Here is a 23,399-nt window from a genome sequence, read left to right on the forward strand (position 1 = left end):
TGGAGCGAATGACCGTGACCGAGAAACTGACCACTTTCGACCCGGCTGAGCACTTGAAATCCAACAAGGCCATCGCCGACTTCATGGCCGGTGCGTTCGAGACGAACGATCCAGGATTCATCGCCCAAGCGCTTGGCATTGTCGCCCGCGCCAAGGGCATGACGCAGATAGCCAAAGAGACGGGCCTATCACGCGAACAGCTTTCCCGCTCGTTCAGTGCCGAGGGGAACCCGACGCTACGCACGACACTGGTTGTAATGAAGGCGCTCGGGATCGAGCTGTCTGCAAGGTCGTCATTGAGCGCATAACTCGGGCGCTGTCCCTGACATGTGATGCCGCCCCTTGAGTGATGTTGGGGGGAGGCGTAGCGATGAGTTGATACCTCATCATTTTCCCCCTAATCTACGCGCCTGAGTGGTGATCCTACTCATTCGTTTTTGCCGCCATCGCGCGATTCCTCAAGCCCTGTCTACCCGCAGGGCTTCTTTTTTATTGAAAGCACAGACCGCCTTTGGGCGGTTTTTTGTTTTGAGGAGAACGGCTATGAACCTAGAAACCGAAGGCATCGCCCTCATCCGCGATGCTCCGCCGGGTAAAGCCAGCAAACCCAGGAGGAGTTGAGCATGGCCGAGTCATTGAGCGTCCGAGCCTTCATCAATCGCTATCCGGAGTTCGCCACGCAGCCCCAAGAACGGCTGGCCCTGGCCATTGAGGACGCAGGCCCCTGGGTGGATGCACGCCGCTGGGGGCCGTGCTATCAGCAAGGCTTAGCCAGTCTGGCCGCCCATTTTGTATGGTCGATGCCGGACATGAGCGGCGATGCCGCCGCCGCCGGGGCCAAAGGGGCGGTGATCGCTGAGCGTGCCGGCGATCTCCAGGTGGGTTACGCCGCCGCCCCATCAGGGGGTATCGGGGATGCGTGGCTGATGACCTCAGTGTATGGGCAGCGTTACGTGGCCCTGCGCCGCAGGGCCGGCATGGGCGCTGTGTAAATGATTAGGCATGTAGGGATAAGGCCACACTGGCCTTTGGAAGCCATTCAAAGGAACTCGTAGGTCGATTTTCTACAGTTTCTAGGTCGCAACTCTTCGGCAACGTCTGTGAGGCAGTACCAACGCCCCCCTAAAGACTGGCCTAACTCCTGACCCCCATTGGGAAGCTTGATGATTTCATAAACGTTGGCTTGAGTACTGAAACGATGCCAAGAGATAGTTTTATTGTTGACCAGCGCATTGCCGTTTATCGTGCATGTGATTAGGGTATCGCTATCCGTCTGGGTGACGGCACCAGTTTTAATATCATTCTGAACGCCATCCGCCTGCCGTATCTCGACCATGATGCGATGGCAACGCAGCGTGGAAGTGGGCAAACCAATCTGGTTGGGGTGATCGACGATCATCTCGGAACGGGAGGCTTTCCGCGGCAAGGGCTCGTTAAAAATAAGCTCGGCTTGCGTCCTGCCCGGCGTGATATCGGCCAGTGCCGCCACGGTTTGAATTCGGGCGACGTAACTCCGGTAAATGGGCACAGCGATGGCTGCTAGCCCGGCAATGATGGCAATGACGATGAGCACCTCGGTCAAAGTAAAGCCTTCTTGATTCTCCATATTGGATGCTTTGTTCAGTATTGAGAAGGCCGTTATTGTGATTTATTTCAAAATAAAAAAAATATTTTGTCATAAAAAATTTTTGACGAAAGTTTAAAAATGTCATGTTGGATCTGCGACAGCGACCCAACGCAATGGAAGCGGTTGTCCGAGCGGCTTGAGGCCGCCGCGGCGCACTGTGTGGTGGTGGGGATCCCGGCCTCGTGCAACGCCCGGCCTGGAGAGGCCATCGCATCCGCCTGCTGGCGGTGCATGAATTTGGTGCCCCTGAGCGAGGCATTCCGGAGCGCTCGGTGGTGCTGCGTTCCATTCGTCAGTACCAGGAAAAATATGGCGCGCTGAACCGTCAGCACATCCGTGCCATGTTGCATGGCGAGATGACCGCGGAGACCACCCTGAACAGGTTGGGCACCCTGTCCGGTGACGATCCGCCATGCCGATCTGACACCATTGGCAGCGCAGACGATCCAGCGCAAGGGGTCCAGCGCCTCGCTGATCGACACCGGACAGCTGATTCAGTCGATCACCCATGAGGTGAGAGATGCTTAATGTCAGCGCGCTGTTGCGCAATCCAACATTCGCCCAGCGTGTCCAGGTGCTGCGCGGCACAGGCCAGTACCTGCCCGATGGCACCTGGACCCAAGGGTATGTGCTGGAAGAGGTCACTGCGATCATCCACCCCGTGAAACCGGATGACCTGCAATTGCTCCCCGAAGGCGCGCACCATCTGCCCTCGAAAAAGATCATGAGCCTGGAGGTGCTCCAAGTGGCTGATGTGCTGCTGTACCCGGAGACCCACTGGCGTATCGCGCAGCTTTTTAACTGGTCCGACTATGGCTACTACCACGGTATCGGGGTTCGACATGACGGGCTGGGATCACGACACCTGCTGGTATCCGCTGCGCGCCCCTATCGGGATGCGCACCGCACCTAGTGTTGCGGTGTATTTCGCCATCGACCTGTCCAGCTCGATGAATACGCTCGCCCCCAATGGTCAGTCGCGGCTGAGCAACATGAAGAGCGCGCTGCATGCGGTGCTGGATCAGCTCGGTGAAGCGGTCGCCGCCGGCGCCGCGCTAGACATCATGTTGACCGGGTTCGGCGATGCTCCGGATGTCCGTCAGAGCATCGTGCGGCGTCATTGCACGGTGCCGGACATCACTGATGTGAAGGCCTGGGTCAGTTCCCGCGTCGCCACGTATGGCACTTACTTTCCTGCCGGCACGATGGACATGCCCGGCTTCTACGGCGGGGCACCTTCCGATGCGATCCGGCTGGCGTTTTTCATGACCGATGGGGAGCCGAGCGCCCCTGCCGCCAGCATCGCCCAGGCCGCGCGCGCTGATGTGGATCAGGTGGCCAACCTGCGGTGCTACGGCATCAATATCGACCTGAGCGACACGACCTACACCGACATGGTCAACAATGTGCCCGGCACGGCCTCGCCGGTGGTGAGCGGCGGTGATACGACGGCGCTGGCGGGCCTGATGCGGGCAGGGATCTTCACGGGGCTGTTAGCGATGAACGTGGCGCACGTGAGTCTGCAGCAACACGTGCACGCCTTCGCGTACACACCGAGTGATCCGGCCCCGGCAGACAACACGATCACGGCCACCGCTTACACGCCGGTATTCGACGGCATCATCGTGGACGGAGGCCATCTCGATGGTTGAGACCCTGCAGTACCGTTTTGTCCTGCGCCGCGGGCGTGCGGCTACATGGACGGCACGCAATGAATGCCTGCTGGCCGGTGAGTTTGGTTTGGAAACCGACACCGGCAAATTGAAGATTGGCGATGGCAGCACCGCCTGGAATGCGCTGGATTACATGAAGGCCGGCACGCCCATTGGCACGGCCAACGCGGGCCGCGGCGTCACCATCGATGTGACTAACCCGCAGGTGCCGGTCCTCAGTGTCCTGGTCTATGAAGCCGGCCCAGGGATTGACATCACAGACGGGGTGATCACTAACACGCGCGCCGGCATCGTGCTGACGGGTGTTGTGGCCGATTACGCCCACCTGCCCAGTACGCCCACTGCGGGGGCGGCCTATCTGGTCACTGACGATGGGCTGATGTACGTGTACGACGGCGCCGCCTGGCCCGCCGATGGCGAAGGGATCGACCTGCGCGGCGGCGGCGCTGACAACGGCTACGGCAACTTTGGTGGAGGACTCTGATCATGGCTAAATCCAGCAAGCAATCATTCGTGCAAAGCGTCGGCAACTTCGCCGCACAGATCACCACGGCCAGCGGCGCGGGAAACAAGGTCACGCTGTTTACGGTCGGCAGTGAGCGCGGCGAGGACGAAGAACTGCGGGCGTTGCACATCAGTAACACCGACACCACCGCCATCGTGGTCAATTTTTATGTGCAGCTTGCCGGGGCCGGCCCTGACTTTTTGATCGGCAGCGTGAGCGCCGCGCCAGGCGCCACGACCGATGCGCGTACGGCGGCGGGGCTGGCGGGACTGTTTCAGTACGACGTCAACGGAAACCGGGTGCATTACATGCAGAAGACACACACCTGGAAGGCCGCCGCCGTCACCGCACCTGCCGCAGGTAAGACGCTGGATATCTTCGGCGTGACGGGGAAATTCTGATGGGCGCGCCCTTGGATTTATCGTCGTTTAGTGGTTGAAATTCAGCTGCTTTGAGATTGTTGTATTGCCATTACCCTTCTTCATCTCTATGCAAACGGCCACTGCCCATGAGCCGAACTGGCTTTCCGAATAAATGGTGAGCTAAGTCCTTAGCCAATTCCCGAGTGACTTTAAAATGCCACGTGTTGCCGTCACCATCTTCAATGATGGCATGTGTGGCTTTTATCCTTTCCCCCGATACCGACCAAAACGCCATCCTTAATGACCTCTTGAATAAACGGTCCAAATTTCGGCGCACGAAACTGTTTTCTTCTACGAATCATCTCAACAGTCACGTCTATTGAAACAAGGTCAGAGCAGGCGCGCGGCATGTCCCTGCTTCGTGAGTAGCGACACCGCTTTCTTGTCGAAGGAGACGAACGTTTCAGCGCCGAGCCAAGTGCCGTCATATGCAATGACGCCATCGGCAAAATCTCCCCCTGCATCAAGCATCTCAAGGCCAGCCTCAGCGGCTGGGCGATTGACTACGACATTGTTTGTGTTCAACAGCATACGGAGTGCGGCGGCAATGTCAGCACGTGCCGCACCGTATCGGCTACACAGTACCCATACGAGCTCGCATAACGATTGCAGGCTCACCGCTACCATATCGGCTGCTTCCAGTAGTTCGACAGCCTGTGTGGTTTGAGCTTCATCATCGTCAACGATGGTTCGAAGCAGTACGTTCGTATCAGCGGTCACTTTCATGCGTCACTAGCTCCGGCTACCGCGCCGGCTTCGGCTATCGCATCGTTGATTTCCTCGATACTCAACCGAGCGCCGTTCGTCTTGTCTTTGAGGAAGCCCCTCAATTCGTGGAACGAGCCTTTGGGCTGTGCGGCTTTTAACTCGGCTCGGCCATCAGGCAACAAATCTAGCTCGATCCGCTCACCTGGTTTGATACCCAAGTGCTGCAATATTTCTTTACGGAATGTCACTTGGCCACGTGCGGTGACCGTTAGCGTGCTCATGGCGTTACCTCCATTAGTTTGCCTTGTATTATAATGCAAAATTGCATTATAATTAAGCTACCAAGCTCAAATGGAAGTTGTAAACTGGAATTACAGCCTCCTGAAAATAATTAGCTGCTAAACGCTTATTTTTCCTGGTAAGTTGAATTGACTTTTAATCCGCTGGTCGCTGGTTCGATTCCAGCACGGCCCACCAGCTTTTTTGAGCGCTTCCACCCCACCGTGGTTTGTCATACTGGCCTGCGATGTGTGAGGCAGACTGACCCCTACGCCCACTACTAGCGTTGCTACTGTCGTGGTGAGTCGTTTGTACAGCTTCGCCCATTCTCTACCAAGGTCGCCTTTGTCTTGTTCTGACCTGATGAGTAGTAGCCAGTGTCCTGCATCTTCTCCTGCGATTTTTGCTAGTTGTCTGATTCGTTCGTCTGGTATCGGTTTTGTTCCGTTTCGCCATTCATATAGCACTCCGTGTGCAATTTCTAGCCGTTCTGCAAGTGCATGCACATTACTCCTGTCTAGACGCTGAACAGCAAGCTCTATTAGTTTTTTTACGTACATATTTTGTCTCCAAATGGTAGATATTTGACTCTAAAAAGAGTAATTTTAAAACTGTCTCAACTTGGAGACAGATTGCCTCCTCATTCAACCTACCTGGTGAGGAGGTGTTCCAATCAAAGGGTAGGTCAGGGTAGGAGCTGACGCGTGTTGATCTTTAGAGACGGTAAGCCGTGTAAGGGCATGTCATACGATCCTAGTGTGATTACGTATCGCATGTTTTTACGTGATCGCATTTCATCTTTGACCCTTGTTTTAGATCGTCTTGATGAGATTGTTTTGAAGGCTGATTGCGCGTTAGATGATTTGGCGGGATTGGAGGGTGCGCGTTCGGTTCGTTTAGCTGATGAATTTTTAACAACTGTTTTTTCTGCTTATGTAGCTTGCAGGACATTAATTGAGCATTGACATGCTCTTGATAATACGAGTGTTTGATATATGCGCATCACCGATACTGAGCGAGGTGCTCGTGTGGCCTTAGAGATTGCAGATATTCATGCATTGCAATTTGATTTATTTGAGGTGATTCCAGATCAGTTGGAGTTTTGGTCCGATATACGTGTTGCGGCATTGGATCAGTTGGATGAATGCGCTTTATTGAGGCAAGTATTGTGTTTATAGCTACTTTTCAAGCGAGTGTTGTTTATGGATGACTTCACGTTCAGATTAATTACTTTTTTTCTCATTCATTTTATTCTCTTTCTTGATCATTTTGGGTGGCTTGTTATTTTGATTTCTTTTGTTTTTCTATATAGGGCGCTTACTCGTACAGATTTTTAATGATACATACTGCGGCATTAGATCAGTTGTATAAGTGTGCTTTATTGCGGGAGGCTATGTGTCTGTCTCAGAATATTCTTTCCACTGTGTAACTTATTTGTTTTTTCTTTTTTGTTTTGTCTACCATCTTTTTTCTTTACGTTTAGCAAAGTTTCGTTTGCGTGTGGTCTGGGTTGATTGCATTCTTTTAGTTGTTGGTTTTGTTTTGCTCGCGTTCCATTTTTATTGTTTGGTGTCTCTAGTAATTTAAACTTTCTTGGGTGGTTAGTTTATGGCTCGTAAAGCCTGTGTTGATGGTGCCGATTTTATGTCTCGTGAGCGTCGTGCGCTTGAGGAGGCTGCTCATTTGTATGAGACCCGCCGTGAGCGTCACGATCCGTCCTATGTGTTCCGTGCTGCGTCCGGTGAAAAGGGGGGCGGCCCACACAGTAACACGGGCCAAAAGGGTTACCCTGTTTGTGTTGATTATTTGACGGTTGTGATGAGCCGTGATCGTTTGCAGGAGGCTGGTTATTTAAATGAGCCTAAGTTTTTGTTGTACCTTTTGTTCGGTTTAAATCCTGATGAGGTTTCTATTGGTAAACATACTTCGGTACGCTGGCATTTTTATGCTTCTAGCGCCTCTATTTTAGATTCCAATAGCGATCTGGTCGGTAAAGTGGGGTGGGACGGTAATAATGATTCGTTCTGTATTAGTTTGACGGGTGCGGCATGCCGTTATATTCATGATTGGTCTAAAGCGTGTCGTGTTTTAACGTCGCTGGATGCGCGTATTACACGTTGTGATGTGGCTTATGATGATTATGACGGCATATTGGGGACTGTGCGCGATCATGAGGCGCGTGCTCGTGAGCACTTAGCGCCCGCCGGCGGTTGCCTATTGTTTGCTTCCGGCGGCACTCCTCCACGCACCCGGTTTTTAGATGATCATGGGGGCGGCTCTGGCTGTACGTTGTATGTGGGGCAAAAGGGGCACAAACAACTGTGTATCTACGATAAGGGCAAGCAATTAGGTGTGGCTGAGTCTGCCTGGGTGCGTTACGAGGTGCGTTTGTATGCCAAGCACGCGGTGATTCCTTTTGAGGTGTTGTTAGATCCGATGCGTTATTTGCGTGGGTCTTATGATTATTTGCACCAGTTATTTTTAAAGGTGGTGCCGGGGGTGGGGGAGCGTATTCCTGCGGTTGTGAAGTATGTCGAGGTTACCGGTGAGGCGTTGGTGCGTTGGCTGCGTCGGCAGGTCGGCCCGGCCATTCATGTGTTGCGTGAAGCATTGGGTGATCTTTTCCCACGTTTTATAGGTGAGCATGTGTCGCGTGAGGGGCTGCCGTCGCGGTTTCGTGGGGTGTGTAAGAAGGCGCATTTACCTGCGTATTTGCGTGAGACGTTGTCGGCTCGTGTGGCCAGTGTGGCGGTGTGAGTGTGCGTGGTGTTTTTGTTATCTAACTTAATTGAGGTGATATGTATGTCTGTTGTTAGGGTAAAGGATAGTCATGTTCTCGAGCGTCAGATTACAGGCAAGACGGGGCCAATGACATTTCGTGAGCAGCGTGCTTGTCTTTTAATGGGGGGGGGGTATGAATCTGTATTTAATATAGCCCTTGGTTCTGGGGGCGCGTATTCCCCGGGTGATTATTTGATTCATCCGGATTCTTACGCGAATGATAAATATGGAAAGTTGGCATTTAACCGTATTTCTCTCATTCCGTTGTCTGTCGCGTTGAAAGACATTGTTGGTAAGGATGCTAAGGCGTCGTAATGATGACCGTGGCCGTGTTGCTGGTGCCTGCGTGCCGTGGGGCAGACGTAGATATAGCAACGGGGACATGTGCGGCGGTGATGTGGGTGCCGCAGTCGTCGATATTACCTGAGTTGACGATTGAGGGTGCACAGTTCATCGGCGCTGGTATTTTAGGCTTATGGGCTGTGGCGTATGTATTCAGGTTATTGCGTAAATTAATCAAGTGAGGTGGAAGATGTTGAAACGATGTTTAACGGTGTTGAGGCGTCCTGGTGTTGTGGGTGGTCTGCTTGCTTATGGGTTTGTGGCACCCGCATTTGCCGCAGGTATTGATGTGTCTGAAGTGCTGGAATCAATCAAAGCCGGATTGGTGCCGATTGCCGCGATTGGTGCTGCCGTGTTGAGCATTCATGTAGCGATCAAGATTTATAAATGGATCAGGCAATCTTTATAAGAGAGTCAGTTCATCTCTTTCATGTGGACGGGGTGTCTTTGTACAGGCACCCCGATTTAAGGAGGCATGATGGAAGGGTGGATCTATTTAGGTGCGTTATGTGTGGCGGGCCTCATTCTTTTTTGGGGCGATGATTAATGCGTGTCGTTCTGATGTTGATTTTATTCGTATTCCCGTTATATGCCTGGGGTAAGTCTTGTGGTCCGGATGGTAAGCAAGGGACCTATGATCATCAGGGAGACGCTTATCGAGAGGCTGTTAGAGCGGCGAGATTTCAAGAATGTATGTCTGCTGGTCGCAACAAGGCTGAGATCAGGAGTTCATACGGACATTATACTGTTGTCATGCTTAACCCTTGGGTTATTGTGGGAGGGTATTCTTATTATAATACTTGTGCGTCACGCCCATCACGGCAAACGCGGCGTCATCCATTTACCGGCTCTCTGGGCTGTAATATGGGATGTCTGGTGAGTTTTATCCGTAATGGCGATGATGAAACCTCAACCGAGAGTACGACCGGCGAGGTATGTGATACCGATCGGTTAGAGGACGTGTGTAAATCCAAGTCAGGTCCTCAAGGGAATTATGTTTATTTTCCTGCGATGCATGTCTGTCACCCCGTGCAACCGCCGTGCCCTGAAGGACAGCGGGCCGAACATGGTGTGTGTGAACGTATTGACGCCTGTCCACATGGCACGATCACGGATCAGCACACGCAAGCATGTGTGCCTGAGCAGGAAGCGTGCCCTGTCGGGCAAGTGCGCGCGCCTGATGGTAGTTGCGTAGGAGATCAAGACAAGGATCAATGCCCGCCTGGACAAGCGCGCGGTGCCGATGGTCAGTGTAAGGCCGATCAGGATCATGATGGCATCCCCGACGATGAGCAAGATTCGGATGCTAAGGATAAAGACAAGGACAAGGAAAAAGATAAGCCGTCATCATTTTCTGGGGGTGAGCGGTGCGATGTGCCGCCGCGATGCTCAGGCGATCCGGTGATGTGCGGTCAGGCGCGTATTCAATGGCGCATTGAATGTAATTTGCGCCGTGATGTGAAAATCACCGGTGGGGCATGTGATACGCCCCCCGTATGTACAGGGGAAAAATGTAATGCGATGGAATATGCCTCGTTGTTATTACAGTGGCGGACGGCGTGCGCGCTCGAAAAAAGCCGTGGCGGTGTTGTTCTAGGTGAGGGTGACGATTCGTCTGCTGCGAATGTGGCCGCGATTAAAGAGGCGCTGACTGGGTCCGATGGGGCTGTGGAGGGGGCAGAAGAAGGTGATGCCTCGGGGGTGTTTTCCGATGAGTCCGGCTATGGCCGTGAGGGGTATCCGAACATCAAGTTGGATGATAAAGGGCGCGGGTATTCGCGAGCGTGTCCCCGGTCTATCACGGTGAATGTGTTAGGGCACCCGATTGTTTTTGATGCTACTCCGCTGTGTCAGTGGATGCAGTTAGGCGGCAAGTTGGTGCTGTTATTTGCTGGGCTTGCCTGTTTACGGATTGTAGGCGGTCGTTCGGATGGGGCGGGGTGAGTCATGCCAATGTTTGTCGCTCGGTTGCTGACGGGCCTATTAGGATTATTAAAAACGAAATTGGGGTATCTGGTCATGGTGGCGTTTGCATGGCTCGGCATTAATTGGGGGTCGTATCACTTTGTGATGACGCCTGTGATTAACCAGTTATATATCTATATGGATGGTGTGGGGTCTTCCGGGGGCGATTGGGGAGCCTCGGCGATTGATTGGCTTGGCGTGCTTAATTTTGATCGGGCGGTATCCATGATTATTTCTGCGTATGTGGCCCGGTTTGCGGTGTTGAGTGGCCGGTTATATCTATTTAAGCGTGGTTTTGGTGGTAAACCTTCAGGAGTAGCGTAATGCCAATTCATCTGTTGACGGGCAGTCCTGGTCATGGAAAAACCGCGTTAATGGTGGAGCTTTTATTGGCCGAGTCCAAGCGTGCCGAACGTCCGATTTTTGCAGCCGGTATTGATGGCTTACAACCAGGATTGGCCAGTGTGTTAGGGGACCCGCGGCAGTGGAATGCCAAGGATAGCCAGGGGGACTATCTTGTTGCTGCTGGGGCCATTATTTTTATTGATGAGGCGTGGAAATGGTTTGGTCATTTACACGATGCCTCCCGGCAGCCGACCCCGCCTCATGTGCTTGATCTTGCCGAGCATCGCCACCGTGGTTTGGATTTTGTCTGGACCACGCAGCAAACCGGGCAGCTATACCCTTTTGTCCGTGGTTTGATTGGCCAGCATACCCATGTTAAACGCCGCTTTGGCACTGGCTGGATTGATGTATGGACCTGGGGGGAACTGATTGACAATGTCAAATCCTCTTCCAGTCGTGAGCGTGCTCAGTATGTATTGCGTCGGCTTCCTTCACAGGCGTATGGGTTTTATCGATCAGCCCAAGTGCACACCATCAAGGCGCGGTTACCTTTCAAGGTGTTTTTGCTTCCTGGGGTTGTTGTTGTTGCCATCGTGTGTATCGTTGTGTCCTATCGCGCGTTACGTCCCGCGTCGTTTTCTACGGTGGTCACGGGGGCGCAGGAGCGGCCAACAGCTGAGCTTGCGAAGCCTGGCGCGACGGCGTCCCCGCGGTTTGTAGAAGGTGAACGGGGGGAGGGTCCGCGGTGGCAGACGGTCACAGCCTATGCCAAAGATCATTTGCCGCGTTTTGCGTCGATGCCGTGGACGGCTCCGATTTATGATCATCGTTCCCCGACGACGGATCCTCAATTGATCTGTATGTCTGGCGGTGAAGGACTGGATGCCCAGGGGGTGTTTAAGGGGCTGTCGTGTACGTGTTACACCGAGCAGGGCACCTTGTACGAGATTGCCGATGGAGAGTGCCGCCGTATTGCGCGGCGGGGGCCGGTGTATAACCCGTATCGTGAACCCAGTCAGGAGCAGGGGGTGGTGCAGCAGGCTCACAGGCCGGTATTGCCGATGCAGCGCGCTGGTGGGGAGCATGTCATCCTAGCAACAGGGCACGGTCAGGGGGTGTTGCCTTGACTGCTCATGATGGTGAGTGGTCATGGTAGCCTGCTTCTTTCTGATGTCTGAAAGCTAGGATATATACTGCATCGTCGATTGACTCGTGGCGGTACAGGGCCACGTATCCAGATTTCCCAAAGGCAATGATTAGCTCGCGCATCTCTGGCATTTCATGGAACGGTCGGCCAATGTCGGGTGCTGTTTCTAGTAGCAGTAATTGTTCTTCGATGGCTTGACTAGCTCGTTTGGCTGCTTCTGAGGATTTGGTGGCTAAAAACTGCCGGCATCGTTCCAAACCTTCCGCTGCACCTTCGGTGACGATTACTTGTGGCACTCTGGCGTTTCTCTTTCGTTCTTGGTGCCCCAGGTGTTTAGCCATGTACGAACTTCCTGTCCTGTTAGGTGACGATTGGTTTCCTTATAGGCGGCCCATGATGCCAATGCTTCCTGTTTGAAGCTGTCACGGGCTTCTTCTCGTTCAACGTACTGTTGGATGGCTTCGAGCATGATCCAATGTGCTGAGCGGCGGCGTTGGTTGGCGAGGTGTTCTACACGGCTTTTTAGTGTGTTGTCGATCTTGAGTGATGTTGCCATAATGAGTTTCTTATCACTTAGTGATACTTAGTAATAACGTATTCCTTTATTGTTTTTTTGTCCATCTACTGGGCGTTATCTGAGCATTGCTGTATAGAGTTCTGTTGCGTGTGTGGGGGTGTAGGGGGTTCCCCCTACGGTGACGCTTTTTTCCAGCGTTGTGTCAGCGCTGAGGTGAGCAAGGCATCCGATACTGTCTCCGCGTCCCTCGCTAACCATTTTCCGCAAAACCGCTTTTATAGGCGCGTTAGGCAGGCGCTGATCATCGGACGGGGCAAAGCCGCCCTGCGACATGTCCGCCCTACCATGCCTGTATATGTTTAAGGACCTAGGAGAGGGTCATGTTTAATTATGTATGGGAGCAGGCTGCGACCCGATGGTTAGTGGAAAAATCTTACAAAGCCACGGCGCATGAGGATGCCGCCAAACTGCGATGGCTGGCTCCCCACTTAGCTAGAACCTTATTAATCGATATTGATGGCGATTTCATTTTGCGTGTCGCCATGTTGAAAGCCAATCAAACAACACCGGCCACTGCGAATCGTTATTTAGCGCTCATTCGTTCTATTTTGCGCCGTGCCTGTGATATTTGGCGCTGGATTGATAGGTGTCCTGCTATTGCACTTTTTCCTGAGCCTAGCAAGCGCGTGCGTTGGTTGACCCCGGCTCAGGTGCGCTCGCTGCTGGCGGAGTTGCCATTGCATCAGCGCGATATTGTGGTGTTTGCCTTGGCTACTGGATTGCGTCAGGCCAATGTACTCAAGTTGCATTGGCATCAGGTAGATATTGTTCGTAAGGTGCTGCGCATTCCTGCTGATCAGGCCAAGGGGCGCCAGGCGATCCGGATTCCGTTATCGGTGCATGCCGTGGGAGTGCTTCAGCGGCAGTATGGCCAGCACGGTGATTGGGTATTTACGTACCGTGGGCAGCCTATAAGAGGTGTGAATACTCGTGCATGGCGTCACGCGTTACAGCGGGCCGGGATAGGAGATTTTCGTTGGCATGATTTACGGCATACCTGGGCGTCATGGCACGCACAGGCCGGCACGCCGCTGTATGTGTTGCAGGAGCTTGGCGGCTGGCAGTCCGAGTCAATGGTGCGTCGCTATGCTCACTTGACGCCAAGTCATTTTTCTGGTTATGCGGAAGCTATGCTTGATTCCATGCAGGGTAAAACGCTGCTCATCGGAAATCACTTTCTCTCGGATCGCTAAGGCCATCAGCCTCTACCATGCAGGATCCAATGCTGATTTTGTGAGCGGGCGTCCTGATTCGGCCAAAACGAGGTGACGATCTTTAGGGCGTAGTTGCTGTGGGAGATGATTGCGATTCAATACGGCTGCCCGATGCGTGAGTAGCTCCTTCCATGCCTGACGTAGGCTAGGTGTCCAGCGCGTGATGTTGTCGCGGCTTCGTTTACGGCGGTTGCTCAAAATTCCATGCTCGGTCGTGTTGGCTTCGGTCAGTGTGATGGCTTCAATGCCTCTCAAACGGCAGGTGTAGGTAATGTATATCAGTGGCGCGATGTAGCATGGAACACTGCCTGCTGTATGCGGCTTGAGCCGCCCTCTGTGCGTGGCAAATTGCAAGATCGCTGCGAATGCTTCATGTGTAGGCATGCCATCTCGTTTACGCTCTGGTGCCTGTCTCACCCCTTTGGCCGGTCCAGTGTTATACCCATACCGGTTTTATACCTGTGGACGATTTCTGACTGACGCTGATAATCCACCTTTGTGCGTGCCGCTAGTTGCTGAAAATCTGTGCTACTTAGGTAATGGGTTATGACATGACCAACAGTCCCGCTTTCAGTGACATCGGAGCTTGCTGTGCTGCTGGATGGCCTGCACCAGCGGTGTGACGTGCTGTGCGGCACTGTGGTGCATGCCTACAAAGAAAATACCCAGGCTGGTGCCGATCCACCGCAGGAGTGCGGCGGGCAGGACGCAGGGGTTGAGAGCGCTCACGATGCATCGCCTTCACACAGGGCGCGCTCATTGGCACGACGCAATATCAGGCCGCGCACTTCGCGGCCATCGGCGTGCTTCCAGCGGTCCAGTTCGGCACAGACTCCCGGCCAGTCGTTGTCTAGGGCCTTGCGTTGCAGGGTGCTGCCGCACACCACCTTCGGCCCCAGGTTGAAGGTAGCCGACACCAGCGCCGCTGCCACGTGGGGCAGCATCGGCACCTTGATGCAGCGGCGCACGTAGGTATTGGCCTCGAGCAAGTCGGCTTGCAGGAACGCATCGCAATCAGCCTTGGTGTACGTTTTGCCACGGATCACGTCCGGACCCGTATGGCCGTAGCACACCGTCCACACCCCGACGATGTCCTGATATGGACGATATTTCAAACCTTCCCAGTACGACACGGTCGGCGTGGCAATTGCCAGCACCACGCCGACGATGTCCTGATATGGACGATATTTCAAACCTTCCCAGTACGACACGATCGGCGTGGCAATTGCCAGCACCGCCGCAATGCAGGTGACGGCCAGAGGACCCGGGTGGCGTGGCGAGGAGCGTTTTTTATGCCTTGCCATCCGTCTGTTCCCGTTTCACCTTTCACCCTTTTTAACCTTGCGTTTCTTCCAGTCCACCCTCCATTTCCACAGCAGGTGGGCCGCTTGCAACAGGATGTATAAGCATGTTGCCACCTCAATGATGACATCGCTGGTCAGCACGGTCACGCTGACTGGCACCGCGGATTTTGCCACGGCCATGCCAATGGTGATTATCATTTCGTAACGCATGGTGTGATTCCCGAACATGGCTGCGATCTCTCCTGGCTACCCCCCTGAAAAAAATCTCCGCGCCGCTCCGACAGCGCCGTGACACTTGAAAATCATCAGGTCTGCACGCGGCCAGCGCCCGGCAGTAACTTGACCTTGACGGTGCGTGCCGACGCGCCTGCGGTTTCAACAGCGATGCAGCTGTTGATCAGGTCGCCCGCGGCGGCGTCTTTATTGACGAACGCGGCCTCACTCAGGCTCCAGATCGGTTTGGACCATGCGTTGATCACCTGGCCGTTCTTCTTGGGCAATCTCCAGACGCCTTCGACAGCGGCTTCACCATTGGTGTTATCGGCGATGGTGGTCAGCGCCACGCCCAGCAGTGTGCCCAGCAGCACCACGCCACCGGACAGCATCGGGTTGCCAAAAGTAATAGACACGTCAGCGGTGAATGTCAGGTGCTCGCCGGGTTTGATGTAGTTATTAGCCATGTGGGTGTCCTCAGTACATTGGACGGTGGCGCGGCCTGCACCAGCGTGATAGTGATGGGGGTTTAGGCGCCCTTGTTACGGGTGGCTCCTCTCCAGCCGACGGCGCCGACGCCGTAGCGGTGGACGACTTTCCAGCTCAGGCCATCGGTGCGGAAGTTGGTGTCTTGTTCCAGGGTGGGGGGCTGGACGCCGTTGAGAAAGGCGACCTCAATGACCGGTTCGATGTTGGGATCGGCAAAGGTGTACCAGGCGCTGCCGGTCAGGCGCGGGGTATCGACGACGTCAGTGAACAGGCCGCGCACCACGTTTGGTTTGCGCTGCTGCTTGTCCGTTTCGTCGTTATATTCCTGGGCGTTGAGTTCGCGCGCCTTGCTACCCAACGACAGTGCGCTGAGCCAGATGGCCGGGACGATGTCGATAAAGTCATTGCTGCCCACGTCCATTTGCTGGGCCATCAGTTGCCGGGCGGCGTCGATGCTCTCAATGGATGGGGGCGCTGCGGTCGGGATGTTGGCATGGTCGGCATGGAACAGGGTGTTGCCGTCGCTCATCCTCGGGCCGAGGCCGTTGTTTAACGCCAGCAGGGCGTAGACGTCTTTCTCAATGGTGCGCGCCGCCGCCTGGCCGAGGGCGGTGGTGGGACGCGAGAAGGCGCCGAGGTCGTCGTTGACGAGCACTTCCGGGGTGATCTGCAAGATGCGGCCTTTGCGGACTCCCTGGATGGTTTCTTTGGCGGCGTCGGAGAGCACGCCGTTTTCATACTCGCCTTCCTCGTTGACCGGCCTCAGGTCGGAGAAGGAGCCCATGTGATAGCGGTGGTGGGGGCGGTAGTCGGTTAGGGAACCGGTGGCACAGAAGCGCGGCCAGGTGTAAGCCTGTAAGCGATAGGCGGCCAGCAAGGTTTTGTGGAGGACGTTCTCCAGGATCACCGGGAAATCGCCGGTACTCTGGGCTAACGCCATGCGTGAAATTTGGTCTCGATCCATGATGCGGGTATTGACGCCGCTGGCGATCAGCGATTGCTCGGCCAGGATGTAAAGCGGCTGGTGGGCGGCGGGGTTGTCTTGGCGGGCGGTGGCGGCTTCATGGCCGGTCAGGATGCCGGCGCGGGCGAGGATGCCGGCGGCGATGCGTTGCCGGCGGGTGTCGTGTTCGTCGTGCACCAGGTGGATGCCGTCCGGGGGGCTGCGCGGTGCCACGGCCAGCGGCATGGCGCCGCCGGGCAGGCGCTGTAACAGGCGAGCCTGGGCTTGTGCGACGCTCAGGCGCGGATCGGCCAGGCAGGCGGCTTCCAGTTCACGCACGCCGGGCACCTCGGCAAAGGCGGCGAAGACGTCGCGGATGCTGGTGTTGCGTGCGATGAGGGCGGTCATCGGGGCGTCGTTGGCGGCGGTCTCCGCGGCAGGGTCGGAGGCGGGGGTGTTGACGCTTGGCGTGGGCGCGCTGGGGCCGGCCTGGGCAAGGATGACGTGCAATTGTTCTTTCATGGCGGTGTCCTGGATATGGGGCATCACAGCGCGCTGCTGGGTGTGGTGGAGGGCGGCAAAGGCAGAGGCGGTGACGGTGGTCTGGATGCGGTGGCGTAAGGCGGCCGCGACGGCGGGGTGCGGGTGGGTGGATATGGCATGGATGTAGGAACGCAGCGCGGCGGCGGCGGCGGCATCACTGAGGGCGTCCGCACTGGGATCTGTGTCGATGATGGTGTCGGCCAGGCCGGCGCTGATCATCTGCTCGGCGGTAAACCAGTGGTCGCCGCCGTCGCTGAGCATCTGTTCGATGGCGTCGGGTTGGGTAGCACGGGCGCTGTAGCTGGTGAGCATGGCGGCGGCGATCGCGTCCAGTCCCGCGGCCATGTTGCGCAGGTCCTCGGCAAAGCCGCAGACGCCGGCGCGCGGGCCGTGGATCATCATGGTCGAGTTGCGGTACACGCGGCGGGTGGCGCCGGCCTGGGCAATGAGGCTGGCGATGGAGGCGGCCACGCCGTCAATGGTGATGGTGACGGTCGCCGGATGGGTGTTGAGTGCGTTGAAGATGGCCAGGCCATCGCTGACCACGCCGCCATCAGAGTTGATGCGCACGTTGATCACCGGGGCGGTGATGGCGCTGAGCTGGGCGGCGATGCTGGAGGCGGTGATGCCCTCCTCCCAGAAGGTATCGCCGATGGGGCCGTAGATGAGCAGTTCGGCGGCGTCGGGGTGGCGGGTGTCCAGGGCCAGCACCGATGGGCCGCGGGCCTGCGGGGCGCTCTGCTCCAGGGCGCTGGCGTCCAGGGCATTGATCGCTTTGGGGAGGCCGCCAGGGCGTGTGTTGGCTGTCATGGTGTTTGGTCCTCAGGGGGGGCGTCTTCGGCGGCGTCCGGTTCGTCCGCCGCGGGGGCCGGCGCGGCGGCGGGGGTCTGGAATACGCTCAGTGACAGGCCGCGTGCGGCGGCCCATTGCTTATCGAGAGACAGTTGTTCCAGGACGTCGTACATGCGTCCGCCGCGTTCGGCGATGACGCTGCTCAGTGAGCGCACCCCGGCTTGGACTTGAGCGGTGAGTGCGTTGATTTCTTTGAGCGGGTCAATCCAGGGCATGGAGGGCGGCAGGTAGTCGGCACCGACGGCGCTGGCCAGGGTGACGCCACGCGGCAGCACCAGTTCCCCGGACACCACAGCCATTGCAATCAAGCGTTCGTATACGGGGCGCACCATCTGGGAGATGAATTCGTAGGCCAAGACGCCGTAGGCGCCGTATTGCTCGACCAGTTCTTGACGTTGGGCGCTGTAGGTGCCGTTGTAGTTTTTTGATAGGGATGAGAAGGAGATGCGCATCGGGGCGGCAATGGCACGTAATTGGCTGTTGCGGTAGGGCTCCAGGTTGGCGTTGGGGCGCTTGCTGTCGATGGTCTCCACGGTCTCGCCGGGGCGTAGATCGTCAAAGATCATGCCGGCCTGCAGGCGCATGCGGCGGTCTTGTTGGCCGGGGGTCTGTGCGTCGTAGAGGGTGGGGTCGCCTTTGACGATGACGGCGGCCATGCTGGCGGCGATCTTGGCGGCGATGCGTTCGGATTCTTCGTAGTCTTTGAGGTCTTCGATACGGGTGAAGGTGGACGCCAGCAGGCTGATGCCGCGCACTTGGCCGATGCGGTCGATGGTGCGCAGGTGGCGGATCAGGTCGGCGGGAACGAACTTTTTTTCCGGTATGAGTACGTACGCATCGCCGGGGTTTTGTTTGTAGACGTAGTAGCCGGTGGCGCGGCCCCAGGCGTTACGTTGGACGCCTTGCAAGATGTTTTGGGATGGATCGTCGTAGTCCAGGGGGACGAAATCCGGCTCTAGCATTTCGATGGAAAACGGGATCGCTGAGCCGTGTTGCAAGGTGGGCAGGAAGCCGCGTATTTCTTGGACGAAGGCTTCGCCATCGCGCAGCCAGGTGCGCGCCAGCAGGCGCTGGACGCTGGGCCAGTCGTGCATCCAGGTGACTTCGGGCCGCTTAGACCAGGCTTGGTACAGGGGCATGATCTGGTCAACGACAGATTCAACCAGGGTGCCGGCGGCATCGCGGGGGGTGGGGATGATGTTGATGCCGTTGGGGCCGATGATGTTCTGCACCAGGGTGGACAGGCCGCCGCTGATGATGTCGTGGTTGCGGTCTAGGTGGCGGGCCTGGTGGCGCAGGGCGCTGCCGTTCATGGTCACGATGGTGTTACCGCTGCCGAATTCACGCGCCGCTTGGCGCAGGTGGGTCTTCTCGGCAGCCTCGTAGGCTTGGCGGTAGGCGACGGCTTTGATGCGGTGCTGGGCGCGGGAGGCGGCCCAGGCCGGCGCCATCTGGAGCAGCGCGCGGTCGAAGGCGGCGACGATGCGGTGAAGACGCGGGGCGGCGGCGCTCATGGGCGGCCTCGGCTGAAATCGGCGATGGCCACGCCAGCGGTCCCGGTCACGGATTCGGCGGCGGCGCGGCGCATCCATTTGTCTAGTTCATCACCAATCCATTTGGCATCGGCACGGGTCACTTGGCGCTCGCCCAGACGGACGGACTGACCTGCCAGCACTTTGCGGTAGGCCTCCTGTAATAGGGCGACGTGTTCGGTAGCGATGCTCATGAATGAGCACGTTATCTACCCAGGTGCGCACAATCTCGGGGAATGGTGCGCACCCTCAACGTGCTCAGTGCCGTTCTAGAAAATGAACGTGACCGTTCCTTAAATCCCTTGCTTATTTTCGCTTATAAGCGAAAATAAGGGGGCGTAGGGAAATAGGTTTTCTAAAAAAATGGGTTTTCTAATAAGTGGAAATCATGTTCGAGATAAAACATTACATCACCGATGATGGCCGTGACTTGTTCTCAGAGTGGTACGAGCAGGTAAAGGATAACAAGGTGAGAATTGCGATCGACCGACGTTTGTACAGTGTCGAGCTTGGAAATTTTGGCGACCATAAGCCATGCAGGGAAGGTGTCTGGGAGCTTCGTATCGATTTGGGATCAGGCCACCGCATCTATTACGCGCAGGTTGGAAAAACTGTGATCTTGCTGCTTTGCGGTGGCATTAAGCGTTCTCAGGAAGCAGACATATCCAAGGCGTGTGAATCCCTGAAGGACTGGAAGCGCAGCAACGTGAAATAAGAGAAAGATTGAGAGTATAGAGAGAGAAGCGGCGCAAAGAACACGACGAAAGAACGACGAAGGAAACGATGAAAGACAACGAGCACCAGAGAAATGAAAGATAGATTACATGACGATGCAATGGCCGACGTATTCCGTAAAGATCCAGCCTATGCGGTGGAGTTGTTAAACAGCATCCTTGAAGACGGCAACCAGGGAGAGCTTCTGATTGCGCTTCGTCAGATGACGAAGGCATTTGGTGGCATGTCCAAGGTGGCCGAAAAGGCGCAGCTAAACGGTACGCACCTTTACCGCACGCTGTCTGCTAAGGGCAATCCGGAGATTCACAGCCTGTCAGCGATTCTAAAGACGATGGGTATGCGTCTTGCGGTGCAGCCGATACACCCCTGGAAGGCTGATATGCAATAGATGCGTATGTGAGGTTCCAGCTTACAACTTACATCTGAGCTTAGCCGCTTACTGATGATGTAAATCAATGGAGGTCAGGTGATTGGATCGATCTGGATTTGCTGCCTGAGGTCGGACCGAGTTAAAAGCCGCGCTGCCCGTTCTATGCCTTGGTTGCCAGGCGGGCGCGCTGCGCGGCAAATTTCGCTTCGACCTCATCATTCGAGCGGCCCCGGCCAGCGCGCATTGAGTCGCGTGCTTGTTCAACCTTGCTGCGTAGGTAGTCATCGTATTCACGCGCCTGACGACGTTGCTCGATATAGCTGCGCATCAGCTCGCGCAGGATTTGGGACGCTGGCCGGTCTTCGCTGGCTGCCTCGGCCATGAACTCAGCACGTAACTCCGGTTCCAGTTTCATCGTGAAAACAGATTCTTTCGACATGGGCCATCCTCCATAGTGCGTATACTGACAAAGTATATACTTTGTCAGTATGTATGGTTCGATAGGTGCCAGTCGCATTGGCCCAGCCAAGATAAGCGGCTATTCCCATTCTCGAGCCTTCCGGGGGGACGTTCGGCTTACACGCGCTTTGTGCATGAGTGCCGAAGCACCGCCTGCAAACGGCCTTCATGCTCACACCATAGGTATGCATGGCTCAAGCCAGCAGGGGCATGACATTACTGTGGCCGAAGGCGGGGACATCACGTCCACACGGCAACAGCAGCATCCTCAGGTCACCATGCTCACACGGTGTGGGTCGATCCTTTTGGGGAACACCACAACCTGCCCGCGCGCCTGCGCATCATGGCCTGTATTGCGTATTGATAGGACCACATGAGCCAGACAATGGGCAGTGTGTAAGATCTGGCAACGCTGTAAGTCCTACACGCTGTTGCGGCATTCCCTGATTCCTTAACCCCCTGTGATAAAGGCATCTTAAGCAGGCCGGACGCGAGGCCATGATGGCTGCTCAACCCGCGGGGCGCTAGGACCAGCGCCTTTTCCGGCATCTCCACATCAGCGTCATGAAGGTGATAGTTTCTGTGGAGTAATAGCTGATTGATGGTAATGAACTTATCAATTACTCTGTGGATCATTTAGGCTAATGGAGATTGATATGGCATCGTTGGCAGTCACAGCAAAAGGACAGATCACGCTCAAGCGGGACTTGCTGCAACACCTTGGTATCAAACCGGGAGAGCGGATTGACTTTGAAAAGTTACCCGGAGGTGAGCTTCGAGCAAAGGCGGCGCGGCCAACTGGCACGATTGATGACTTCATCGGTCGGCATGCGGGCAAGGTCAAAAAACCGATGACGATCGAGGAAATGAACCAGATTGCCGCCGCAGGCTGGACGGGCGAGGAATGAAAATTTCTGTCGATACAAACGTACTAGCCCGCGCTGTTTTGCAGGACGATGCGAACCAAGGCCGTTCTGCAAGCACACTCTTGAAAGACGCCTCTCTCATTGCAGTTTCTTTGCCCTGCTTATGTGAGCTGGTTTGGATATTAAGTCGGGGCGCAAAGCTGTCGAAAGAAGATGTTGCCGTGACGCTCCGCGATTTGCTGGATGCTGGAAATGTCGTGATGAACCGGCCCGCTGTAGAAGCCGGACTTGCGATCTTGGAAGCCGGCGGCGATTTTGCCGATGGCATCATGGCCTATGAGAGCGCATGGTTAGGTGGTGAAACCTTCGTATCGTTTGATAAGAAAGCAGTCACACTGCTATCAAGTCAAGGAAAAGTTGCGCAACTCCTATCCTGAAGTTACGCAGGCAGATGAGCAGCACCTTACCGCCACTGCGATGCTAATCATGAAGGCGCGCGATCCGGGTAGCATACCGGCCATATAGGAAACTAGCGCCCCAAAGGGCTCGCGCATCGCCCGCTATACGGCAAGCATGAAAAAAGCATCCATAGATCATGACCCTTCGTAGCTGGCATAAATATGCCGGGAAAACTCTGGAAAATCCCTAACAATGACAGGTGTTCCACGAGGGGGGGGCAAAATAATTCTTCAGAATTCCTTTTTGTATCAAGGGAACGATGAGTGATTTGTAATCAGTAGGTACACAGTTGCGGGTCTGTGAAGTGGCACCGCATCACCTCGCGTCGTCAGCTCCTTTGGTGTTGTTCTCTTGCTGAACTTCAGCGCGCCTTGCTCCAGATACTCGCCCAGAAACCCGAGCGACTGTACGTCGAGCACCTTGATGAACTCCACCAACTCATGCGGTGCTCTCCGTACCAACACTCTTCAGTGACACCGAGAAGTTCGGCGTGGTCGCCTGCGGTTGGGTAGTTCGGCGGGTACAACGTCGAAGCGTGACTTGGGTGGGAGCATGCAAGTAGCCGAGCGAGACTTGGCTCGCTCTAACTCGCTTTGCAGGTTGTGTTTGATCCTGCGTACCTGTAATTCAAGCCAGTTAGCGATGCCTTGAAAGCTAGTTTCGCTGAGGAGGCACGCCACTACAAAGCATGATGTATGGTGGCTCAGTAGCGCATGTGAACTGTGGTGCATAAATCTGCGCGAATTTTGCAGTGATCCGCAATTGGTTGATGAAATCGTCAACGCTGTTCTCGTTGAACTTGTTCTCAATCAGAAGGGGAGTGACGGAGATTCGGGTTCTAAGGCAACTCATTGGCCCATTTGGAAAATGGCCAAGAATGGCTCTTTGGCAACAAAGCGGCCCTTCCGATAGCATCAGCCCGTTCGATAGACGCTAGATGATCATCCCATCCAGAAGGATGTGAAAGGTGAGGTCTGTCAAGATGACAGAGTGCTGGTCACCGCTTCTCGTGATTGTAGTTGGTTCGCGGTCGCATCCCGGTCAGTGGA

36 protein-coding genes are annotated in these 23,399 nt (G+C 55.5%); 20 read left to right on the forward strand and 16 right to left on the reverse strand.

What is annotated here, in order from left to right; genetic code table 11:
* The first annotated feature begins 8 nt into the window (after window positions 1-8).
* Window positions 9-308, forward strand: coding sequence for an addiction module antidote protein (locus tag PLS229_RS05600; RefSeq protein ID WP_171898051.1), 300 nt, complete (start codon window positions 9-11; stop codon window positions 306-308).
* Window positions 309-623: 315 nt separating this feature from the next.
* Window positions 624-992, forward strand: a complete 369-nt coding sequence (locus PLS229_RS05605; RefSeq protein ID WP_038272150.1) for a DUF4054 domain-containing protein — start codon at window positions 624-626, stop codon at window positions 990-992.
* Window positions 993-1,039: 47 nt separating this feature from the next.
* Here the strand turns inward: PLS229_RS05605 and PLS229_RS05610 are convergent, their stop codons facing one another.
* A complete protein-coding gene (locus PLS229_RS05610) occupies window positions 1,040-1,606 on the reverse strand; it encodes a pilin (RefSeq protein ID WP_038272151.1) in 567 nt (188 codons plus the stop codon).
* Between the two features lie 47 nt (window positions 1,607-1,653).
* Window positions 1,654-2,109 carry a hypothetical protein gene (locus tag PLS229_RS05615; protein WP_160199346.1) on the reverse strand — a complete coding sequence of 152 codons (456 nt, stop codon included), beginning with the start codon at window positions 2,107-2,109 and terminating at the stop codon, window positions 1,654-1,656.
* Between the two features lie 38 nt (window positions 2,110-2,147).
* Between PLS229_RS05615 and PLS229_RS05620 the strand changes: the two genes are divergently transcribed.
* From PLS229_RS05620 to PLS229_RS05635, 4 genes are read left to right on the forward strand one after another with little or no spacing between them, the layout of a single operon-like run.
* A complete protein-coding gene (locus PLS229_RS05620) occupies window positions 2,148-2,540 on the forward strand; it encodes a hypothetical protein (protein ID WP_069636218.1) in 393 nt (130 codons plus the stop codon).
* Window positions 2,470-3,279 carry a VWA domain-containing protein gene (locus PLS229_RS05625; protein ID WP_200866208.1) on the forward strand — a complete coding sequence of 270 codons (810 nt, stop codon included), beginning with the start codon at window positions 2,470-2,472 and terminating at the stop codon, window positions 3,277-3,279. The genes PLS229_RS05620 and PLS229_RS05625 overlap by 71 nt, the downstream gene beginning before the upstream one ends.
* Complete coding sequence (locus PLS229_RS05630) at window positions 3,272-3,784, forward strand: hyaluronate lyase N-terminal domain-containing protein (RefSeq protein WP_038272154.1); 513 nt, start codon at window positions 3,272-3,274, stop codon at window positions 3,782-3,784. The genes PLS229_RS05625 and PLS229_RS05630 overlap by 8 nt, the downstream gene beginning before the upstream one ends.
* Before the next feature lie 2 nt (window positions 3,785-3,786).
* Entirely contained in the window at window positions 3,787-4,206 is a 420-nt protein-coding gene (locus PLS229_RS05635; protein ID WP_038272155.1) for a hypothetical protein, read from the forward strand.
* Between the two features lie 351 nt (window positions 4,207-4,557).
* Here the strand turns inward: PLS229_RS05635 and PLS229_RS05640 are convergent, their stop codons facing one another.
* The 3 genes from PLS229_RS05640 to PLS229_RS05650 form a co-directional block, all read right to left on the reverse strand.
* A complete protein-coding gene (locus PLS229_RS05640) occupies window positions 4,558-4,953 on the reverse strand; it encodes a type II toxin-antitoxin system VapC family toxin (protein ID WP_038272158.1) in 396 nt (131 codons plus the stop codon).
* Window positions 4,950-5,216 (reverse strand): AbrB/MazE/SpoVT family DNA-binding domain-containing protein, encoded by a 267-nt coding sequence (locus PLS229_RS05645; RefSeq protein WP_038272159.1) that lies wholly within the window; start codon window positions 5,214-5,216, stop codon window positions 4,950-4,952. The genes PLS229_RS05640 and PLS229_RS05645 overlap by 4 nt, the downstream gene beginning before the upstream one ends.
* Before the next feature lie 117 nt (window positions 5,217-5,333).
* Window positions 5,334-5,774, reverse strand: coding sequence for a DUF3693 domain-containing protein (locus PLS229_RS05650; protein ID WP_069636219.1), 441 nt, complete (start codon window positions 5,772-5,774; stop codon window positions 5,334-5,336).
* A 180-nt stretch (window positions 5,775-5,954) separates the two neighbouring features.
* Between PLS229_RS05650 and PLS229_RS05655 the strand changes: the two genes are divergently transcribed.
* The 9 genes from PLS229_RS05655 (at window position 5,955) to PLS229_RS05695 (ending at window position 11,774) form a co-directional block, all read left to right on the forward strand.
* Complete coding sequence (locus PLS229_RS05655; RefSeq protein ID WP_160199345.1) at window positions 5,955-6,179, forward strand: hypothetical protein; 225 nt, start codon at window positions 5,955-5,957, stop codon at window positions 6,177-6,179.
* Window positions 6,180-6,209: 30 nt separating this feature from the next.
* Window positions 6,210-6,392, forward strand: coding sequence for a hypothetical protein (locus PLS229_RS05660; protein ID WP_114867114.1), 183 nt, complete (start codon window positions 6,210-6,212; stop codon window positions 6,390-6,392).
* A gap of 430 nt (window positions 6,393-6,822) precedes the next feature.
* Window positions 6,823-7,971 carry a replication initiation factor domain-containing protein gene (locus PLS229_RS05665; RefSeq protein ID WP_038273097.1) on the forward strand — a complete coding sequence of 383 codons (1,149 nt, stop codon included), beginning with the start codon at window positions 6,823-6,825 and terminating at the stop codon, window positions 7,969-7,971.
* Window positions 7,972-8,016: 45 nt separating this feature from the next.
* A complete protein-coding gene (locus PLS229_RS05670; protein WP_038273093.1) occupies window positions 8,017-8,310 on the forward strand; it encodes a single-stranded DNA-binding protein in 294 nt (97 codons plus the stop codon).
* Entirely contained in the window at window positions 8,310-8,519 is a 210-nt protein-coding gene (locus tag PLS229_RS05675) for a hypothetical protein (protein WP_230428208.1), read from the forward strand. Before PLS229_RS05670 ends, PLS229_RS05675 begins: the two co-directional genes overlap by 1 nt.
* Before the next feature lie 8 nt (window positions 8,520-8,527).
* Complete coding sequence (locus PLS229_RS05680) at window positions 8,528-8,746, forward strand: major capsid protein (RefSeq protein WP_051482398.1); 219 nt, start codon at window positions 8,528-8,530, stop codon at window positions 8,744-8,746.
* A 467-nt stretch (window positions 8,747-9,213) separates the two neighbouring features.
* A complete protein-coding gene (locus tag PLS229_RS05685; RefSeq protein WP_152536670.1) occupies window positions 9,214-10,281 on the forward strand; it encodes a virulence factor TspB C-terminal domain-related protein in 1,068 nt (355 codons plus the stop codon).
* A gap of 3 nt (window positions 10,282-10,284) precedes the next feature.
* A complete protein-coding gene (locus PLS229_RS05690) occupies window positions 10,285-10,626 on the forward strand; it encodes a DUF2523 family protein (RefSeq protein WP_038273089.1) in 342 nt (113 codons plus the stop codon).
* The gene (locus tag PLS229_RS05695; RefSeq protein WP_069636227.1) at window positions 10,626-11,774 is read left to right on the forward strand and encodes a zonular occludens toxin domain-containing protein; all 1,149 of its coding nucleotides are present in this window, start codon (window positions 10,626-10,628) and stop codon (window positions 11,772-11,774) included. The genes PLS229_RS05690 and PLS229_RS05695 overlap by 1 nt, the downstream gene beginning before the upstream one ends.
* Window positions 11,775-11,778: 4 nt before the next feature.
* On the opposite strand, the gene PLS229_RS05700 is transcribed toward PLS229_RS05695, so the two are convergent.
* Window positions 11,779-12,135, reverse strand: coding sequence for a type II toxin-antitoxin system RelE/ParE family toxin (locus PLS229_RS05700; protein ID WP_200866198.1), 357 nt, complete (start codon window positions 12,133-12,135; stop codon window positions 11,779-11,781).
* Window positions 12,078-12,350 carry a CopG family ribbon-helix-helix protein gene (locus PLS229_RS05705; protein WP_038271292.1) on the reverse strand — a complete coding sequence of 91 codons (273 nt, stop codon included), beginning with the start codon at window positions 12,348-12,350 and terminating at the stop codon, window positions 12,078-12,080. The genes PLS229_RS05700 and PLS229_RS05705 overlap by 58 nt, the downstream gene beginning before the upstream one ends.
* Before the next feature lie 341 nt (window positions 12,351-12,691).
* Here PLS229_RS05705 and PLS229_RS05710 point away from each other — a divergent pair, with 341 nt between their 5' ends.
* Complete coding sequence (locus PLS229_RS05710; RefSeq protein ID WP_051482318.1) at window positions 12,692-13,564, forward strand: tyrosine-type recombinase/integrase; 873 nt, start codon at window positions 12,692-12,694, stop codon at window positions 13,562-13,564.
* A 12-nt stretch (window positions 13,565-13,576) separates the two neighbouring features.
* Here PLS229_RS05710 and PLS229_RS05715 read toward each other — a convergent pair whose 3' ends face one another.
* The 8 genes from PLS229_RS05715 to PLS229_RS05750 all read right to left on the reverse strand — a co-directional run bounded on the left by PLS229_RS05715 (window position 13,577) and on the right by PLS229_RS05750 (window position 19,655).
* Window positions 13,577-13,969 carry a hypothetical protein gene (locus tag PLS229_RS05715; RefSeq protein WP_051482319.1) on the reverse strand — a complete coding sequence of 131 codons (393 nt, stop codon included), beginning with the start codon at window positions 13,967-13,969 and terminating at the stop codon, window positions 13,577-13,579.
* 186 nt (window positions 13,970-14,155) lie between these two features.
* On the reverse strand, window positions 14,156-14,314 hold the full coding sequence (locus tag PLS229_RS05720) for a hypothetical protein (RefSeq protein ID WP_160165178.1): 159 nt from the start codon (window positions 14,312-14,314) through the stop codon (window positions 14,156-14,158).
* Window positions 14,311-14,889 (reverse strand): lysozyme, encoded by a 579-nt coding sequence (locus tag PLS229_RS05725; protein WP_081755441.1) that lies wholly within the window; start codon window positions 14,887-14,889, stop codon window positions 14,311-14,313. Before PLS229_RS05725 ends, PLS229_RS05720 begins: the two co-directional genes overlap by 4 nt.
* Before the next feature lie 15 nt (window positions 14,890-14,904).
* Complete coding sequence (locus PLS229_RS05730) at window positions 14,905-15,117, reverse strand: hypothetical protein (protein ID WP_038271294.1); 213 nt, start codon at window positions 15,115-15,117, stop codon at window positions 14,905-14,907.
* A gap of 77 nt (window positions 15,118-15,194) precedes the next feature.
* The gene (locus PLS229_RS05735) at window positions 15,195-15,569 is read right to left on the reverse strand and encodes a DUF2190 family protein (protein ID WP_038271295.1); all 375 of its coding nucleotides are present in this window, start codon (window positions 15,567-15,569) and stop codon (window positions 15,195-15,197) included.
* Window positions 15,570-15,631: 62 nt separating this feature from the next.
* Window positions 15,632-17,887: a ClpP-like prohead protease/major capsid protein fusion protein gene (locus PLS229_RS05740; protein ID WP_081755442.1), complete on the reverse strand. Its 2,256-nt coding sequence runs from the start codon at window positions 17,885-17,887 to the stop codon at window positions 15,632-15,634.
* The gene (locus PLS229_RS05745; RefSeq protein WP_038271296.1) at window positions 17,884-19,443 is read right to left on the reverse strand and encodes a phage portal protein; all 1,560 of its coding nucleotides are present in this window, start codon (window positions 19,441-19,443) and stop codon (window positions 17,884-17,886) included. The genes PLS229_RS05740 and PLS229_RS05745 overlap by 4 nt, the downstream gene beginning before the upstream one ends.
* The gene (locus PLS229_RS05750) at window positions 19,440-19,655 is read right to left on the reverse strand and encodes a hypothetical protein (protein WP_038271297.1); all 216 of its coding nucleotides are present in this window, start codon (window positions 19,653-19,655) and stop codon (window positions 19,440-19,442) included. The genes PLS229_RS05745 and PLS229_RS05750 overlap by 4 nt, the downstream gene beginning before the upstream one ends.
* 194 nt (window positions 19,656-19,849) lie before the next feature.
* Between PLS229_RS05750 and PLS229_RS05755 the strand changes: the two genes are divergently transcribed.
* Both PLS229_RS05755 and PLS229_RS05760 read left to right on the forward strand, forming a co-directional pair.
* The gene (locus PLS229_RS05755; protein ID WP_038271298.1) at window positions 19,850-20,176 is read left to right on the forward strand and encodes a type II toxin-antitoxin system RelE/ParE family toxin; all 327 of its coding nucleotides are present in this window, start codon (window positions 19,850-19,852) and stop codon (window positions 20,174-20,176) included.
* Window positions 20,177-20,269: 93 nt separating this feature from the next.
* On the forward strand, window positions 20,270-20,584 hold the full coding sequence (locus PLS229_RS05760) for a helix-turn-helix domain-containing transcriptional regulator (protein WP_038271299.1): 315 nt from the start codon (window positions 20,270-20,272) through the stop codon (window positions 20,582-20,584).
* Between the two features lie 142 nt (window positions 20,585-20,726).
* Here PLS229_RS05760 and PLS229_RS05765 read toward each other — a convergent pair whose 3' ends face one another.
* Window positions 20,727-20,981, reverse strand: a complete 255-nt coding sequence (locus PLS229_RS05765; RefSeq protein ID WP_200866200.1) for an antitoxin of toxin-antitoxin stability system — start codon at window positions 20,979-20,981, stop codon at window positions 20,727-20,729.
* Window positions 20,982-21,681: 700 nt separating this feature from the next.
* Here PLS229_RS05765 and PLS229_RS05770 point away from each other — a divergent pair.
* Together PLS229_RS05770 and PLS229_RS05775 are read left to right on the forward strand one after the other, a co-directional pair.
* Complete coding sequence (locus PLS229_RS05770; protein WP_038271367.1) at window positions 21,682-21,933, forward strand: AbrB/MazE/SpoVT family DNA-binding domain-containing protein; 252 nt, start codon at window positions 21,682-21,684, stop codon at window positions 21,931-21,933.
* Complete coding sequence (locus PLS229_RS05775) at window positions 21,930-22,328, forward strand: type II toxin-antitoxin system VapC family toxin (protein WP_038271302.1); 399 nt, start codon at window positions 21,930-21,932, stop codon at window positions 22,326-22,328. The genes PLS229_RS05770 and PLS229_RS05775 overlap by 4 nt, the downstream gene beginning before the upstream one ends.
* The last annotated feature ends 1,071 nt before the right edge of the window (window positions 22,329-23,399 follow it).

This window comes from Xylella taiwanensis (assembly GCF_013177435.1).
Classification (GTDB): Bacteria; Pseudomonadota; Gammaproteobacteria; order Xanthomonadales; family Xanthomonadaceae; genus Xylella; species Xylella taiwanensis.

Excerpts from the sequence above, each read along its gene's own strand:
- PLS229_RS05690 (WP_038273089.1), top strand. The coding sequence starts at position 10,285 with ATGCCAATGTTTGTCGCTCGGTTGCTGACGGGCCTATTAGGATTATTA.
- PLS229_RS05740 (WP_081755442.1), bottom strand. The coding sequence starts at position 17,887 with ATGACAGCCAACACACGCCCTGGCGGCCTCCCCAAAGCGATCAATGCC.
- PLS229_RS05605 (WP_038272150.1), top strand. The coding sequence starts at position 624 with ATGGCCGAGTCATTGAGCGTCCGAGCCTTCATCAATCGCTATCCGGAG.
- PLS229_RS05735 (WP_038271295.1), bottom strand. The coding sequence starts at position 15,569 with ATGGCTAATAACTACATCAAACCCGGCGAGCACCTGACATTCACCGCT.
- PLS229_RS05600 (WP_171898051.1), top strand. The coding sequence starts at position 9 with ATGACCGTGACCGAGAAACTGACCACTTTCGACCCGGCTGAGCACTTG.
- PLS229_RS05745 (WP_038271296.1), bottom strand. The coding sequence starts at position 19,443 with ATGAGCGCCGCCGCCCCGCGTCTTCACCGCATCGTCGCCGCCTTCGAC.
- PLS229_RS05710 (WP_051482318.1), top strand. The coding sequence starts at position 12,692 with ATGTTTAATTATGTATGGGAGCAGGCTGCGACCCGATGGTTAGTGGAA.
- PLS229_RS05770 (WP_038271367.1), top strand. The coding sequence starts at position 21,682 with ATGGCATCGTTGGCAGTCACAGCAAAAGGACAGATCACGCTCAAGCGG.
- PLS229_RS05695 (WP_069636227.1), top strand. The coding sequence starts at position 10,626 with ATGCCAATTCATCTGTTGACGGGCAGTCCTGGTCATGGAAAAACCGCG.
- PLS229_RS05620 (WP_069636218.1), top strand. The coding sequence starts at position 2,148 with ATGCTTAATGTCAGCGCGCTGTTGCGCAATCCAACATTCGCCCAGCGT.
- PLS229_RS05760 (WP_038271299.1), top strand. The coding sequence starts at position 20,270 with ATGAAAGATAGATTACATGACGATGCAATGGCCGACGTATTCCGTAAA.
- PLS229_RS05725 (WP_081755441.1), bottom strand. The coding sequence starts at position 14,889 with ATGGCAAGGCATAAAAAACGCTCCTCGCCACGCCACCCGGGTCCTCTG.
- PLS229_RS05660 (WP_114867114.1), top strand. The coding sequence starts at position 6,210 with ATGCGCATCACCGATACTGAGCGAGGTGCTCGTGTGGCCTTAGAGATT.
- PLS229_RS05775 (WP_038271302.1), top strand. The coding sequence starts at position 21,930 with ATGAAAATTTCTGTCGATACAAACGTACTAGCCCGCGCTGTTTTGCAG.
- PLS229_RS05675 (WP_230428208.1), top strand. The coding sequence starts at position 8,310 with ATGATGACCGTGGCCGTGTTGCTGGTGCCTGCGTGCCGTGGGGCAGAC.
- PLS229_RS05730 (WP_038271294.1), bottom strand. The coding sequence starts at position 15,117 with ATGTTCGGGAATCACACCATGCGTTACGAAATGATAATCACCATTGGC.
- PLS229_RS05610 (WP_038272151.1), bottom strand. The coding sequence starts at position 1,606 with ATGGAGAATCAAGAAGGCTTTACTTTGACCGAGGTGCTCATCGTCATT.
- PLS229_RS05700 (WP_200866198.1), bottom strand. The coding sequence starts at position 12,135 with ATGGCTAAACACCTGGGGCACCAAGAACGAAAGAGAAACGCCAGAGTG.
- PLS229_RS05625 (WP_200866208.1), top strand. The coding sequence starts at position 2,470 with ATGACGGGCTGGGATCACGACACCTGCTGGTATCCGCTGCGCGCCCCT.
- PLS229_RS05630 (WP_038272154.1), top strand. The coding sequence starts at position 3,272 with ATGGTTGAGACCCTGCAGTACCGTTTTGTCCTGCGCCGCGGGCGTGCG.
- PLS229_RS05635 (WP_038272155.1), top strand. The coding sequence starts at position 3,787 with ATGGCTAAATCCAGCAAGCAATCATTCGTGCAAAGCGTCGGCAACTTC.
- PLS229_RS05765 (WP_200866200.1), bottom strand. The coding sequence starts at position 20,981 with ATGAAACTGGAACCGGAGTTACGTGCTGAGTTCATGGCCGAGGCAGCC.
- PLS229_RS05750 (WP_038271297.1), bottom strand. The coding sequence starts at position 19,655 with ATGAGCATCGCTACCGAACACGTCGCCCTATTACAGGAGGCCTACCGC.
- PLS229_RS05645 (WP_038272159.1), bottom strand. The coding sequence starts at position 5,216 with ATGAGCACGCTAACGGTCACCGCACGTGGCCAAGTGACATTCCGTAAA.
- PLS229_RS05640 (WP_038272158.1), bottom strand. The coding sequence starts at position 4,953 with ATGAAAGTGACCGCTGATACGAACGTACTGCTTCGAACCATCGTTGAC.
- PLS229_RS05755 (WP_038271298.1), top strand. The coding sequence starts at position 19,850 with ATGTTCGAGATAAAACATTACATCACCGATGATGGCCGTGACTTGTTC.
- PLS229_RS05650 (WP_069636219.1), bottom strand. The coding sequence starts at position 5,774 with ATGTACGTAAAAAAACTAATAGAGCTTGCTGTTCAGCGTCTAGACAGG.
- PLS229_RS05655 (WP_160199345.1), top strand. The coding sequence starts at position 5,955 with ATGTCATACGATCCTAGTGTGATTACGTATCGCATGTTTTTACGTGAT.
- PLS229_RS05670 (WP_038273093.1), top strand. The coding sequence starts at position 8,017 with ATGTCTGTTGTTAGGGTAAAGGATAGTCATGTTCTCGAGCGTCAGATT.
- PLS229_RS05680 (WP_051482398.1), top strand. The coding sequence starts at position 8,528 with ATGTTGAAACGATGTTTAACGGTGTTGAGGCGTCCTGGTGTTGTGGGT.
- PLS229_RS05715 (WP_051482319.1), bottom strand. The coding sequence starts at position 13,969 with ATGCCTACACATGAAGCATTCGCAGCGATCTTGCAATTTGCCACGCAC.
- PLS229_RS05665 (WP_038273097.1), top strand. The coding sequence starts at position 6,823 with ATGGCTCGTAAAGCCTGTGTTGATGGTGCCGATTTTATGTCTCGTGAG.
- PLS229_RS05705 (WP_038271292.1), bottom strand. The coding sequence starts at position 12,350 with ATGGCAACATCACTCAAGATCGACAACACACTAAAAAGCCGTGTAGAA.